Source organism: Streptomyces sp. NBC_01016, assembly GCF_026341035.1.
Lineage (GTDB): Bacteria > Actinomycetota > Actinomycetes > Streptomycetales > Streptomycetaceae > Streptomyces.
In genome coordinates this window covers 3,296,514-3,311,005 of sequence record NZ_JAPEOQ010000001.1, presented here as the reverse complement: position 1 = coordinate 3,311,005, position 14,492 = coordinate 3,296,514, and the positions used below count along the sequence as shown (strand labels likewise).

Below are 14,492 nucleotides of genomic sequence, written 5' to 3'. Positions count from 1 at the left end.
TTCTCAACTGCCGTTTCGGGGAACCCCGTTCTGCCCCGCGAGGTCGGCCGGAGTGAGCGGATTCATAGCGGTCACGTCCCTGGGGGCCAGCGAAAAGCCCTGCCAGTGCACCGGCATGGGCTGCTGGTCCTCGTCACGGGCGATGTGGTGGAACCCGATGTTGACCCAGGTGATCGGGTGCTTCAGCGTCTGGCCGTTCACCCACTTGTTGACGCTGGTGCCCCCGCAGTTCGCCGCGGGATTGTCGCTCGCGTACTGCTCGCACTTCTTGTACTCGGTGAAGTAGACGTCGTGCTTGGTGAAGGCGCGTCCCGGGAACCGGTTGGAGCGGCCGGGCACGAACTCGTACGACCTGGGGTGGTTGTCCTTGTTCTTGCCCGCGGTGGAGACCACGCGCCACCACCGCATGTCCTTTACGTCACCGGCGAGTTCCTTGGTGACGGGGGTGCGGGTCGTCTTCGTCGTGGGCGATCCGTCTCCGTTCGGCGGGGTCACCTTGGAGTCGTACTGCTCGACCTTGGCCTTGGGCGAGCCGTCCAGGCCGAAGTTGAGCCGCCAGAAGACGTTGTGACTGTGGCTCTCGGCGTAGGCGCTCGCGCCCTTGCCGATGGGCCAGCCCTTGCCGTCGGTGCCGTCGTAGTCGTACGGGGAGAGGCTGCCGGTGGCGCCGATATTGGACGTGATGGTGCCGTCGGAGGCGAAGCGCCACTCGGTGATGTACTCGTACCAGGACGCCTTGTTGACCGTGTAGACGAGCAGGTCCTTGCCCTGGGCGCTGTAGACCTTGCCGCTGCCGCCGGTCGAGTAGTCGTCGCTGAGCCGGTACGCGTGTCCGCGCGCACGCGTGGTCGTGCACAGCCCCTTCACGTTGCCCATGTCGGGGACCTTGACGGTCTTGATGGTGCCGCCCGGGCACTCGCCGGGCTTCAGGTTCTGCAGGGCCTGCCCGAAGTCGGTGCCGGTGACGTCGTCGTACTCGGCCTCCCCGTCGTCGTACGGGACATGGACCTGTGCGAGCCGGGCGCTGGTGAGGACGCGGATCGGCTGGGCCTCACCCTTGGGCTGGTAGCTGACGTCGTCCAGGACGAGCCCTGCCAGCGTGTTGTAGTGCCAGCACATGCGCCAGGTGGTGCCGCCGTCGAGGGTCTGCTCGATGCGGTACGCGTCCGAGCAGGCGGGCGCGGCGGCAGCGGGCGCCTGTGGCGGTGCGGCCGTGGCGGCGGGTGCGGTGGCGAGGGTGCCGGCGAGCAGCGCGGTGACCGCGAGGCCCGTGGCAACTGCTGCGGGCCGGATGCGGGCGCGCAAGAGTCTTGTGAGGTGCATACGGAAGCGCTCCTTCATGGAGGAGAGGTCGGCGAGGTCCTCAGCCGAGGCGGGAGACGTTGCGGGCGCTCAGGTCGACGATGAGGTCGCGGGTGTCGATCCACGGCCCGTTGACGACCTTGGTGATGACGCGCAGGCAGCGGTGCTCGCCGCATTCCTTGAGTTCTGCGGGGACGTCGGCGACGGTCTTCTTGCGGAACACCATGCCGCTCAGCTGCAGTTGGTCCGGCTTGGTGAGCTGCTTGCCGGTGGCGTCCTTGTAGTCGCCCTTCAGGTCGGCGCCCGACGGGTCCGCGATCAACAGCTGGGCCGCCTCTGCCAGTTCGCCCTGGCTGGGCGGCGGCTGCACGCCCTGGTCGGTCCTGCTGTCCTCGACCTTCCCCGTGTCGAGGTTCACCGTCTTCGTGACGACGGAGTCGCTCTTGTAGTCGTAGTACACGACGTCGGCACGGCGTTCGCCGGCGGCGGCGTCACTGAGGCCGGGGTCGACCTCCGTCAGGTTCGTCGACAGGTGCTGGGGACCTCGGTCGCCCTCCACGTCCCGCGCGTCCATCCGCAGGGCGTTGCCCGCCGTCGCCAACTTCTCTGCGCGCTCCGTCTCGGCGTCCGTGAGCGGATCGCGCCCCACCCCCTTCGCGCCCTGTGCGGGTGCGGGCTCCACGGTGCCCTCGGGGGCCACCGCGTCCTGCTGCGCGGTCCCCGCCCTGGCCAGGTCGCTCCCGTCGTCATCAGGCAGTGTCACGCCGACCGCGACGGCGCCGCCCGCTACCGCGAGCGCCACCACCGCCATCAGCTTCCCCAGATGGCGTCTTACAGCTGTGCGCACATCTTCCCCCAACTTCCCCGGCAGCCCCGGTCGAGGGCATGCCGGACCGACATGGTCGCCGTGTAAGAGGGCGCCAACTCCTGTGTGGTTGCTTCACTTTGGGGCAGAGAGTGTCCGATGCCGCCCGGACCGCCGGGCCAATGGGGTATTCCCTGCTCTTAGGTAGTCGGGAGCTCGGGAAGGAAGAGTCGTCAGCATGCAGGTCTGGCCAGGACAGGCGTATCCACTGGGTGCCGCGTACGACGGCGCCGGGACGAACTTCGCGGTCTTCTCGGAGACCGCCGACCGTATCGAGCTGTGCCTGTTGCACGACGACGGCTCGGAGACCGCGGTGGAGCTGCGGGAGGCCGACGCCTTCGTGCGGCACGCCTATCTGCCGGGGGTCATGCCGGGGCAGCGCTACGGGTACCGGGCGCACGGCCCGTACGAGCCCGCGCGCGGCCTGCGCTGCAACTCGGCGAAGCTGCTCCTCGACCCGTACGCGCGCGCCATCAGCGGGCGGATCGACTGGAACGAGTCGGTGTACGGCTATCCGTTCGACGCACCGGACGAGCGCAACGACCTGGACTCGGCGCCGCACACGATGGCGTCCGTGGTGGTCAATCCGTACTTCGACTGGGGCGACGACCGGCTGCCGCGCACGGAGTACCACGAGACGGTGCTCTACGAGGCGCACGTGAAGGGCCTGACGATGCAACATCCGGCGCTGCCGGAGGAGTTGCGCGGTACGTATGCGGCGCTCGCGCATCCGGCGGTCATCGACCACCTCACGGAACTGGGGGTCACCGCACTGGAGTTGATGCCGGTGCACCAGTTCGTCAACGACCACCGCCTGGTCGATATGGGGCTGAACAACTACTGGGGCTACAACACGATCGGCTTCTTCGCTCCGCACAACACGTATGCGTCGTGGGGCGACCGCGGCGAGCAGGTCCTGGAGTTCAAGTCCGCGGTGCGGGCGCTGCATCAGGCCGGAATCGAAGTCATTCTGGACGTCGTCTACAACCACACGGCCGAGGGGAACCACCTGGGCCCGACGCTGTCCTTCAAGGGGCTCGACAATCCGTCCTACTACAGGCTGACCGACGATCCGCGTTACTACATGGACACCACGGGGACGGGAAACTCGCTCCTGATGCGGTCCCCGCACGTGCTCCAGATGATCATGGATTCGCTGCGCTACTGGGTCGAGGAGATGCACGTCGACGGGTTCCGCTTCGACCTGGCCGCCACCCTGGCCCGGCAGTTCCACGAAGTGGACCGCCTGTCGTCGTTCTTCGACCTCGTACAGCAGGACCCGGTGGTCTCCCGCGTGAAGCTGATCGCGGAGCCCTGGGATGTCGGCGAGGGCGGCTACCAGGTGGGGAACTTCCCGCCCTTGTGGACCGAGTGGAACGGCAAGTACCGCGACACCGTACGGGACTTGTGGCGCGGCGAACCGCGCACGCTCGCCGAGTTCGCGGGCCGGCTGACCGGCTCGTCGGACCTCTACCAGGACGACGGACGCCGCCCGCTCGCCTCCATAAACTTCGTGACCTGCCACGACGGTTTCACCTTGCACGACCTGGTGTCGTACAACGACAAGCACAACGACGCCAACGGGGAGGGCAGTCGCGACGGCGAGAGCCACAACCGGTCGTGGAACTGCGGCGCCGAGGGCGAGACCGACGACCAGGCGGTGCTCGACCTGCGGGCCCGCCAAATGCGCAACTTCATCGCTACGTTGATGCTGTCGCAGGGCGTCCCGATGCTCAGCCACGGCGACGAGTTCGGGCGCACCCAGGGCGGCAACAACAACGCCTACTGCCAGGACAACGAGGTGGCGTGGGTGCGCTGGGCCGACCCCGACGCCGCACCGGACCCGTTCCTGGAGTTCACGCGCGCGATGGTGCGGCTGCGCAGCGACCACCCGGTGTTCCGCAGGCGGCGCTTCTTCCACGGCCGCCCCGTCGAGGGCACGCACGACGACCTGTCGGACATCGCGTGGTTCACCCCGGAGGGCGAGGAGATGACGCAGCAGGACTGGGGCGCGGCGCAGGCCCGCGCCCTGTCCGTGTTCCTCAACGGCAACGCGATCTCGGAGCCCGGAGCGCGCGGCGAGCGCATCCAGGACGACTCGTTCCTGCTGCTGATCAACGCCTCGCCGCAGCCGCTGGATTTCGTGGTCCCGGTCGACCACGGACGCCAGTGGCAGGCCGTCGTCGACACGGCGCTGCCCGAGGGCCTTACGTCGGGCGAGGGCCAGAAGGTACAGGCCGGCGACCGGGTCACCCTGCAGGGCCGCAGCCTCACGGTGTTGCAACGGCCGGCGTAGCCGTCTCGCCGACCGCCTGGAGGGGCCGTACGCGCAGTGCGACGAGGAAGGCGAGCCCGGCGGCCAGGCTGCCCACCGCGAAGGCGGCAGCGGCCCCGTGGGCCTGCGCGAGGCGGCCCGCCACGGCGAGCGTGACGGCCTGTCCGCCGACGAACGCGCTCACGGCGGCCGTCATGCCCTCGCCGAGCCGTTCGCGTGGCACGGCCTGCTCGGTGAGCCCGAACCCGGTGATCAGGTTCGGGGCGAACAGCGCGCCGAAGACGGTCACCGCGACGTACAGGAGCGCCATGGAGTGCGTGACGAGGAGCGGGAGCGACAGGACGGCGGCGGCCGCGGTGGCGACGCGCCAGCGGGCCCGCAGCGTGAACCGGGCGGGCACCGCCGCCATGGACAGGCCGACGACGGCGCTCATGACACCCATGGCGGCGTAGACGAGCCCCGCCTGGTCGCCGTGCCCCAACTCCTCGGTGAGCGCGGTGATTCCGGCGCCGCAGCCGCCGAGCAGGATGCCGAGAAGGACGAGCCCGCCGCGCACCACATGGACCTGGCGCGGCAGTCGTTGCCGCTCCGCATGCGCGCGTGGCCGCGTCCCCGCCGGGGCGGCCGGCACCGCCGTGGCGGTCGGATGCAGGGCGAACGCGGTGCCGCAGACCGCGACGAGGAGCGCGGCCGCGCCGAACGCGTAGGCGGGGTGCGCCACTACGGAGGCGATCCCGATGAGCGCGGGGCCGAGGACGAAGCTGAGCTCGTCCATGGTGGACTCCAGGGACAGTACGGCGTTCACCACCCGCTCGTCGCCGCCCTCACGGCGCACGAGCGCGACACCGCGGGCCCGCGCGAGCGGCCCGATGCCGGGGACCGTGGCGCCCGCGAGGACGCCGAGCGCGATCAGGGCGGGCGTCGGCAGGCCCGCGAGCGCAGCCAGCGTGTAGGCGGCGATCGCGAGTCCGTTGAGGAGCGCGAAGACGAGGACGACGGGGCGCTGGCCGCGCCGGTCCGCGAGCCTCCCGACGAAGGGCCCCATGGCCACCTGGCCGAGCGCGAGGGCGCAGGCGACCACGCCTCCGGTGGCGAGGGAGCCACTGGTGCGGGTCACCAGGAGGACGCTGCCGAACTGGATCACCGCGACCGGCAGCCGCCCTAGGAACGACACGACGGGCAGCGGGCGCCCCGTCGCCGCGAGCACCCTGCGGTAGGCGTCGAGCGTTCCACCGGCCTTGTTGGATGTACCAGGCATCGTCCGACGTTAACGAGGCACGCGTGCGTAGACGCATGCGGTGATGACACGAAAGACGGCGGTGCGGGTACGTACCTTCGCATGACGCCTCAGCAACCGATGCCGCCCGCGACGCCCCCTGCGACACCACCCACGGCGACGTACCGGCTCCAGCTGCAACCGGACTTCGGGTTCGCCGCCGCGGCGGCAGCGGTCCCGTATCTGGCCTCCTTGGGGGTCTCCCATCTGCACCTGTCACCGATCCTGGAGGCGGTCCCTGGTTCGACGCACGGCTACGACGTGGTCGACCACGCGCGCGTGCGCGCCGAGTTGGGCGGCGAGGACGGCCTGCGGGACCTCGCCCGGACGGCGCGCGGGCACGGTCTGGGCCTGGTCGTGGACCTCGTGCCCAACCACATGGCGGCGGCCGTGTCGTACAACCGGCCACTGCGCGACGTGTTGCGCGACGGCCCCTCGTCTCCGTATGCGCGCTGGTTCGACATCGACTGGGAGGCGCAGGACGGCCGGGTGCTGCTGCCGGTCCTGGGCCGCCATATAGGCGATGAGTTACCGCACTTGAAGGTGGACAGCGACGTACTGCGCTACTACGAGCACGCGTTTCCGCTGCGCGAGGGCACGGCGTCCCTGCCGCTCCTCCAGTTGCTCGACGCCCAGTGGTACCGCCTGGCGTGGTGGCGCCTCGCCCGCACCGAGCTCAACTACCGGCGCTTCTTCACCATTTCGGATCTGATCGCCGTGCGGGTGGAGGACCCGGAGGTCTTCGAGGCGACGCACGGCACGCTGCTCGCGCTGCTGCGCGAGGGCGTCGTCGACGGGCTGCGGATCGACCACCCCGACGGACTCGCGGACCCTGGCGCCTACTTGCAGCACCTGAGCGAGGCGGCCGGTGGCCGGTGGACCGTCGTCGAGAAGATCCTGGAGGACGAGGAACGGCTGCCCGCCGCGTGGCCCGTGGCCGGCACCACCGGGTACGACGCGCTGCGGCACATCGACGGGCTGTTCACCGACCCGGCCGGGTCCGACGAACTCCTGGGCCTGTTCCGCCGGTTCACGGGGGCCGCGGCGGACCGGGGCGGGCACTGGCCCGCGACCGTGCGGCGCGCAGCGCACCGCGTCGTCGCGCACGAACTGGCCACCGAGGTGGACCGGCTGACGCGGGAGGCCGCCGCGCTGTGCGCCGAGGAGCCGGGGCTGCGCGACCACGCCCCCTGGGCGCTGCGTACGGCGCTGTGCGAGCTTCTGGTGCGGGTTCCGGTGTACCGGCCGTACGCGACCGGTGGCGTGCCCCCTGAGACCGTTCTGACGGCGTCCGCGGCGCGCGAGGCGAAGGCCGCGTTCACGGTGCCCGAGGAGGCCCGCGCGGTCGACGCCGTACGGGAGTTGGCGCTGGGGCGGCGCGGCACCGGACCCGCGCACACGGCGTTCCGCGCGCGGTTCGCGCAGACCGCTTCGGCGCTGCGGGCCAAGTCGGTGGAGGACACGGCGTTCTACCGGTTCACGCCGCTCCTGTCGGCCCTGGAGGTGGGCGGCTCGCCTGGGGACCCCGCCGTGTCCGTGGAGGCGTTCCACGCGTACTGCGCGCGCGTGCAGCGCGACTGGCCCTATACGTCGACGGTCCTGTCGACGCACGACACGAAGCGCAGCGCAGACGTGCGGGCCGGCGTCTCGGTCCTGACGCAGTGCCCCGAACGGTGGGAGGCCCTCCTCGCGGAGGTCACCGGGCGGACCGCGCGGGGCGGCGGCGCGAGCGCGCCCGACCCGCAGCTGGCATGGGCCGCCTGGCAGACCGTGGCCGGGCTCGGCCCCGCGGAACCTGCGCGGCTGCGGACCGCGATGCTCAAGCACGCGCGCGAGGCGGGGCTTTTCACGACGTGGACGGAGCAGAACGCGGACTACGAACGCGCGGTGGAGGACTTCGTGGCGTCAGGCCCTTGCGGCCCGCCGGGCAACGAGGTGCTGCGCTTCATGGACGATCTGGAGCCCCATGTGCGCGCGAACATCCTGGGCGCGGCCCTCGTGCACCTCACGATGCCGGGCGTTCCCGACCTCTACCAGGGCACGGAGCACGAGTACCGCGCCCTGGTCGACCCGGACAACCGTGCGCCCGCCCGGCTCGCCCCCAAGGAGCACAGCGCCAAGGCCGAGCTCACCGGGTGCGCGCTGCGCCTGCGCCGCGCGCACCCCGAGTGGTTCGGCGGCGCGGCCACCTACGAGCCGCTGCGCGCCGAGGGCCCCGGCGAGGCGCACTGCGTCGCCTACGCGCGCTCGGGCCAAGTGGTCGTGGCGGCGACCCGACTCTCCTTGCGGCTCGCCGACGCCGGCGGATGGCGCTCGACACAACTCGCGCTTCCCGAGGGCGAGTGGGTTGAACTCCTCGGACCAGGAAGGCGGTTCAGCGGGCACGCGCGCGTGGCGGAACTCTTCGAGCATCTCCCTGTGGCGCTCCTCGTCCGCGCCGACCAGAGCAGCGACGAGGCAGAGGGCAAGAGCGAGGGCGAGGGCCTGCGAGCCCTCATCGCAGACGTACGTGGAGAGCTGCGGGAGAGCGGGTGAGCAGCCCCTCGTAGGCGGGCCTGAAGCCCGGCGCCCACGCCATCGACGGCAGCGCCGCCAGCAGGGCGCGCAGGCCCGCGTCGGCGGTGAGGCGGGCGAGTTGGACGCCCGGGCAGCGGTGCCGCCCTGTACCGTGGGCCAGTTGCCCGGGAGCCGCGCGGAACAGGTCGTAGCGGTCGGGGTCGGCGAACCGGGCCGCGTCCCTGCCCGCCGCTCCCACCAGACACGCGACCGTGGCGCCCGCCGGTATCGTGCCGCCGCTCACCGGGACAGGCGCGAGGGCCCGGCGCAGGACGACGTGCGTGGCGGGGTCGCGGCGCAGCGACTCGGCCCAGGCGGCATCGGCGAGTTCGGGGCGGGCCCGCACCAGCGCCAACTGCTCGGGGTGGTCGAGGAGGTTGGCGAGGAGCGCGGCCAGGGCCCTGCCGGTGGCGTCCCCGCCCGCGCCGAGGAGCGTCGCGGCGAGCCCGCAGACCGTGTCGTCGGACAGCGGCCGTCCGTCGGCCCGTGCGGCGCACAGGGCGCCCAGGAGGTCGTTCGTGGGGTGGGCGCGGCGGCGGGCGATCTGCGGGCGCAGGAAGGCGTCCAGGGCGTCCGGGGCGCCGCCCAGGTGGGTGAGCCCCGCGCGGCACAGGGCGGCGACGTGGGCGGTGCCCTCGTAGGGCAGGCCCAGCGCGCGGACGACGGCCACGGCGGGCAGCCAGTGGCAGAACTCCTCGACCAGGTCGGCCTCGTGGCGTCGGGTGAGGCGGCGCGCGAGCACGTAGGCGGTGCGTTCGACGCTCGCCTTCAGGGTGGCCAACGCGCGCCCCTGGAGGGCCGGGGCGAGGAGCGCGCGCTGGGCGGCGTGCGTGTCCGCTTCCAGGTGCGCGAAGGTACGGCCGGGCGGCGGGGCGACCAGCCGGGGATCGGCGAGCGCCGTGCGCACGTCCACGTAGCGGCTGAGGAGCAACGCGCCGAAGGGCTCGTCGAGGTGCAGCGGGTGCGTGGTCCGCAGGGTGCGATACAGCGGGAACGGATCGTGGGCGGTCCGCGGCGCGGCGAGGCTCGGGGGCTGCGTCACGGACCCCGCGTGCGGGTAGGACCCCGATGCGTCGGGATACGAGACCGGTCCGGAAGGGCACAGCACCGCGGGACTCCACTCTGTACCGGGGCGCGCACCGGTCGCTGCGCGCCGCTCTTCCCAGCGCACCACCGAGGCCTTCGTCACGCAGCCTCCGTTCCACTGTCCGAGTGACAGCGGTGACTCAGGGTGACGTACGGGTCTGACCTGCACGGGGCCGAGGTGGCGTGAACTCTCCCCTGCCGAGCGGCCCGGGGCCGCTGTATAGGCCTTCTTGACACATGGAGCGGAGCATGGGGTACTGCGGATTGCTGACGCCGGGAGCACCAACGGGGGTGAGTCACCTGTCGGAGCAGCGGTACCCCACCTCGGCCGAGTTGGTCCAGTCAGCGCGGGAGCTGACGTCTCACCGACCTGACCTGTGTCGCCTACGCCAGGTCGGGACGTCGCGTGGGGGGCGCCCCCTGCACCTGCTGTCCATAGGGCACGACAAGCGCGCCGTCCTCATCGTGGCCGGGGCGCACGCCAATGAGCCCACGGGCGGCTCCACGGCGCTGCACCTGGCCGAAAAGGCGCTCTTCGACCAGGAGTTGCGAACCGACCGGGCCTGGCACTTCCTGCTGTGCGCGGACCCGGACGGCGCGGCCCTGCACAACGCTCCGGAGCCGCACTCGCTGCTCGACTACCACCGGGGCTTCTTCAGGCCCACGGGCGCCGAGCAGCCGGAGTGGTCGCCGTCGGTGCTGCCCCCGGACCGGCTTCCTCCGGAGACGAAGACCCTGGTCGGCGTGATCGACGAGGTGCGGCCCTACCTCCAGGTGTCCCTGCACGGCACCGAACTGGGCGGCAGCTGGGTGCAGTTGACCCGGGACATACCGGGGCTCGCCGAGCCCTTCGCCAAGTCGGCCGCCGAACTGCACATACCGGTGGAGACCGGGGCGTCGGACGCGGCGGGCTGGCCGACGTCGGGGCGCGGCGTCCATGTGATGCCGGACCTGGACGCGCAGGCCGCGTTCCCGAGCCTGCCCGACGACGCCCGCCTGTCGACGTGGCACCACGCGCACCGCTACGGCGGCTCCACGGCGATCGTGGAGGTCCCGATGTGGGCCAGCGACCTGGTGGACGACCCGGCCCCGCACCCCGCGCCCGAGCGGGCGCTGCGGCGCCTGTCGGCCCGGCTCAGCCGCGACACCCGGCTCGTGGAGGAGATCCTCACGGAGGCCATGCCGCGGCTCCCGGACACCGGCGGGCCGCTCCTCGGCGCGGCCTGCTGGGCCCTGGGCCTGGTGCCGGGGCTCGCGGACGACTGGGTCCAACCGCCGCCGCCGGGCGCCACGATGGCGTACGTCGGCAGCATCGACGCGTTCGCCCGGCGGCTTCCGTTGCGGGCCGCGGCGATGCTCCTGCGGGTCCTGGTGGAGGCCGACGACCAGGCGGCGCCCCGTCTCGACGCCCTCGTCACCCGGTGGTGCGAGGCGTACGCCGAGCGGTTCGGGGCGCGGTGGGTGCCGGTGGCCCACCAGATAGAGCATCAGGCGCGGACGACGGTGGCGGCGGTGCGGCACGCGCGCGGATGAGCAGGCGCCCCCGGGTCAGTCTGCGGACAGCCGGAACGCCATGCGGCCGAAGGCGACCTGATCGCCGTCCTTCACGACGGCCGCGCCGATCACCCTGCGCCCGTTCACCGACGTGCCGTTGGTCGAGCCGAGGTCGCGCAGCACCCACACGCCGGCCTGCCGGCTCAGCTCGGCGTGCACCCGCGAGACCGTGTCGTGGCTCAGCCGCAGCCCGTTGGCCGGGTCGCGGCCGATGCGCAGCGGGTACGGGGACGCGACCGGCGGCAGGAGCAGCTTCGGCAGCCGCTCCACGGTCCACGCCCTGCGCAGCCGCACGGTGAACCCGGAGACCGCCCCCACGGTGCCGAACAGCGCCCGCGACCAGCGGCTCTCCTGCTGCAGATCCGCGGTGAGCCGGTCGAGGTCCTCGGTCCGCCGGGCGGTGAACACCAGCTCCATGCGGCGCACGAACGTGTCGTGCGAGAGCCGACCGAGGGCGACGCCGTCCCTGAGCACCTTCAGCGCACGGTCCCGCTCGGCGTCGGAGAGCCGAGCCGGGTACGTGTGGTGTTCAAAAGAGGACGTCACAAAGGGAATTGTCGGGCAGCGGAGGCCGAGGTGTCCAGAAAACCGGGAGCGTGGGCCACCCCGCGCTGTTACGTTCGGCGCGCCGCGGCCACCAACGGGCCGCTCCCCAAGGAGACTTCTTGACCTCGACAGTCCTGCCCCTTGTCGTGCGTGCTCTCACCGAGGCCGACGCCCGCCTCTTCCATTCCCTCGACGATCCCGGCCTGGTCGGCCGCGCCCTCGTCGGATCCGTGTACCGCACCGTCGGGGAGGGCGGCGAGTACCGGCCCGAATGGACCTGGGTGGCGCTGCGCGGCGACCGTGTGGTGGCCCGTGCGGCGTGGTGGGGCGGTCCCGACGACGAGCGGCCGGTGGCCCTGGACTGGTTCGACGTCGCCGAGGGCGAGGCCGCGGCGGGCGCCGAGCTGTTGCGGAGGGCGCCGTTCCGCACCGAGTTCGACCTGCTGCTGCCGCCCGACTGGCGCGAGCGGCCGGAGGTCGTGGCCGCGGTCGAGCCGCGCAGGGCGGCGGTCGAGGACGCGGGCATGCGCTTCCTGGTGGAGCGTTTTCGGTATCGGTGGACTCCGGGGGACGGTCTGCCCGAGCGGCCCGGCCGCCTGGAGTTCCGCCCCGAGCCCGACGACGAGGCCGTCCTGGACGTGCTGCGGCGCGTGCACTCGGGGACGCTGGACGCGCATTCGCGGGCGGCCATCGAGGAGAGCGGCTCCGACCGGGCCGCGCGCCAGGAGCTGGACTTCTTCCACTGGTTCCCCGCGGGCCGCGAGTGGTTGCAGTTGGCGTACACGAAGGAGGGCGAGCTCGTCGGCCTCCATGTGCCCGCGCACAATCCCGCGGGCCCCTGTGTCGGGTTCATCGGCGTGGTGCCCGAACAGCGCGGGCACGGGTACGCGTACGACCTCCTGGTGGAGACGACGCACTTCCTGGCCGAGCGGGGCGCCGAGTTCATCGCGGCCGCCACGGACGAGGGCAATTTCCCCATGGCGGCGAATTTCGCGAAGGCCGGGTACCCGGTGGCACAGAAGCGCATCAACTTCGTGTGACGGACCCCGACTTCGTGCGGCAGAGCCTCGACTTCGTGTGACGCGTGCCCCAGCGAGGCAAATTCGTGTGACGCGTGCCCCAGCGAGGCAAAACGGCCCCGCGTCGATCACAACTGACGCACCATGGGACTCAGCCGTCACTGTCGGCAGGCATCCGGTCACGAGGGGGAACGGTCCGTGCAGTTCGAGGTGTGGGCACCACAGGCCGAGCAGGTAACGCTCCACATACGGGGCGCCGAAGACGAACAGGGCACCACGCGCGCGTTGGCGCGGGACCCGTACCGCGGCGACGGATGGTGGTCGGGCCGGGCCGAGGCCGTGGACGGCACGCGGTACGGCTTCGCGGTCGACGAGGGACCCGTGCTGCCCGACCCGCGCTCGCGGCGGCAGCCCGAGGGCCCGGACGGGCTGAGCGCCGTCGTCGACCACAGGCGGTACGCGTGGCGCGGCCAGTGGCCCGGGCGCGGACTGACGGGAGCGGTCCTGTACGAGCTCCATGTGGGCACGTACACGAAGGAGGGCACACTCGACGCCGCCGCGGGGCGGCTCGGCCACCTCGCCGACCTGGGCATCACGCACGTGGAGTTGATGCCGCTGTGCCCCATGCCGGGCCGGCACGGCTGGGGCTACGACGGGGTCGACCCGTGGGCCGTGCACGAGCCGTACGGCGGGCCCGAGGCGCTGAAGCGTTTCGTCGACAGCGCGCACGAACAGGGCCTCGGTGTCGTGCTCGACGTCGTGCACAACCACCTGGGCCCTTCCGGCAACCATCTGCCCGCGTTCGGCCCGTACTTCACGGACACGCACCACACGCCGTGGGGCAGCGCGGTGAACCTGGACGCGCCCGGCTCCGACGAGGTACGCGCGTACCTGATCGGCAGCGCGCTCGCCTGGCTGCGCGACTACCGGATCGACGGGCTGCGGCTCGACGCGATCCACGAGCTCCACGACCGGCGCGCCCTGCCGTTCCTGGAGGAGCTCTCGGCGGCCGTGGACGCGCTCGCGGAGGACCTCGGGCGGCCGCTGTTCCTGGTCGGCGAGTCCGACCTCGGCGACCCGCGCGTCATCACCGCGCGCTCCGAGGGCGGGCTCGGACTGCACGCGCAGTGGAACGACGACGTGCACCACGCCGTGCACGCGGCCGTCACCGGTGAACGGCGGGGCTACTACGGGGACTTCGCGCGGCAGCCGATGGCCTCGCTCGCCAAGACGCTCACCCACGGCTTCTTCCACGACGGCACGTACTCGACGTTCCGCGGCCGCCGCCACGGTCGCCCGCTGGACCGCACCACCGTCCCCGCGCACCGGCTGCTCGCCTACACGCAGACCCACGACCAGATCGGCAACCGGGCGCAGGGCGACCGCCTCGCCGCGCTCGTGAGTCCCGGACTGCTCGCGTGCGCGGCGACGCTCGTGCTCACCGGGCCGTTCACGCCGATGCTGTTCATGGGCGAGGAGTGGGCCGCGAGCACGCCCTGGCAGTACTTCACCGACCACACCGACACCGCTCTCGCCGAAGCCGTACGCAAGGGCAGGCGGCGGGAGTTCGCGGCGCACGGCTGGGCCGAGGAGGACATCCCTGATCCGCAGGACCCGGCCACCCGTGAGCGCTCCTGTCTGAACTGGGAGGAGCGGGAAACGGGCCACCACGCGCGCGTGCTCACCTGGTACCGCGAACTCATCGCCCTGCGCCGCGCCCGCCCCGACCTCCGGGACCCGGATCTGGCCGCGGTCAAGGTCGCGTACGACGAGCGGGCGCGGTGGATCGCCTACCGGCGCGGCGATCTACGGGTGGCGGTGAACCTGTCGGACGTGCCGGTGTCGATTCCGCTGGGGCGTCCTGTGGCGCGGCTGCTCGCCACGTGGGAGCCGGTGGAACTGCCGGGCAGGGACGGCGTGCTGACGGTCCCGGCGGAGTCCTGCGTGGTCGCTGTGGCGCCGTAGAAGCGCAGCCGTAGAAGCGCACAGGGACGGAGGGCGGCGGCGGGCCGG

10 protein-coding genes are annotated in these 14,492 nt (G+C 72.2%); 5 read left to right on the top strand and 5 right to left on the bottom strand.

Translation table 11 applies throughout. The features are described 5' to 3' along the window. Window positions 1-3 precede the first annotated feature (3 nt). Entirely contained in the window at window positions 4-1,323 is a 1,320-nt protein-coding gene (locus OG746_RS15250) for a copper amine oxidase (RefSeq protein WP_266715136.1), read from the bottom strand. Between the two features lie 40 nt (window positions 1,324-1,363). Further along, entirely contained in the window at window positions 1,364-2,149 is a 786-nt protein-coding gene (locus OG746_RS15245) for a Tat pathway signal sequence domain protein (protein ID WP_266715135.1), read from the bottom strand. Between the two features lie 196 nt (window positions 2,150-2,345). On the opposite strand from OG746_RS15245, the gene glgX reads away from it, so the two are divergent. Then, entirely contained in the window at window positions 2,346-4,463 is a 2,118-nt protein-coding gene (gene glgX / locus OG746_RS15240; RefSeq protein WP_266715134.1) for a glycogen debranching protein GlgX, read from the top strand. Here glgX and OG746_RS15235 read toward each other — a convergent pair. Further along, on the bottom strand, window positions 4,438-5,700 hold the full coding sequence (locus tag OG746_RS15235) for an MFS transporter (protein ID WP_266715133.1): 1,263 nt from the start codon (window positions 5,698-5,700) through the stop codon (window positions 4,438-4,440). The two genes, glgX and OG746_RS15235, sit on opposite strands and share 26 nt — an antisense overlap. 81 nt (window positions 5,701-5,781) lie before the next feature. Here OG746_RS15235 and treY point away from each other — a divergent pair, with 81 nt between their 5' ends. Continuing rightward, the gene (gene treY / locus OG746_RS15230; RefSeq protein WP_266715132.1) at window positions 5,782-8,253 is read left to right on the top strand and encodes a malto-oligosyltrehalose synthase; all 2,472 of its coding nucleotides are present in this window, start codon (window positions 5,782-5,784) and stop codon (window positions 8,251-8,253) included. Here the strand turns inward: treY and OG746_RS15225 are convergent. Beyond that, window positions 8,213-9,316 carry a cytochrome P450 gene (locus OG746_RS15225; protein WP_266715131.1) on the bottom strand — a complete coding sequence of 368 codons (1,104 nt, stop codon included), beginning with the start codon at window positions 9,314-9,316 and terminating at the stop codon, window positions 8,213-8,215. The two genes, treY and OG746_RS15225, sit on opposite strands and share 41 nt — an antisense overlap. A gap of 335 nt (window positions 9,317-9,651) precedes the next feature. Here OG746_RS15225 and OG746_RS15220 point away from each other — a divergent pair, with 335 nt between their 5' ends. Beyond that, complete coding sequence (locus OG746_RS15220) at window positions 9,652-10,893, top strand: M14 family zinc carboxypeptidase (protein ID WP_266715130.1); 1,242 nt, start codon at window positions 9,652-9,654, stop codon at window positions 10,891-10,893. A 15-nt stretch (window positions 10,894-10,908) separates the two neighbouring features. On the opposite strand, the gene OG746_RS15215 is transcribed toward OG746_RS15220, so the two are convergent. Further along, the gene (locus OG746_RS15215; RefSeq protein WP_266715129.1) at window positions 10,909-11,460 is read right to left on the bottom strand and encodes an FHA domain-containing protein; all 552 of its coding nucleotides are present in this window, start codon (window positions 11,458-11,460) and stop codon (window positions 10,909-10,911) included. Between the two features lie 119 nt (window positions 11,461-11,579). Here OG746_RS15215 and OG746_RS15210 point away from each other — a divergent pair, with 119 nt between their 5' ends. Together OG746_RS15210 and treZ are read left to right on the top strand one after the other, a co-directional pair. Continuing rightward, the gene (locus OG746_RS15210) at window positions 11,580-12,500 is read left to right on the top strand and encodes a GNAT family N-acetyltransferase (RefSeq protein ID WP_266715128.1); all 921 of its coding nucleotides are present in this window, start codon (window positions 11,580-11,582) and stop codon (window positions 12,498-12,500) included. Window positions 12,501-12,677: 177 nt separating this feature from the next. After that, a complete protein-coding gene (gene treZ, locus OG746_RS15205; protein WP_266715127.1) occupies window positions 12,678-14,444 on the top strand; it encodes a malto-oligosyltrehalose trehalohydrolase in 1,767 nt (588 codons plus the stop codon). Window positions 14,445-14,492: the final 48 nt, after the last annotated feature.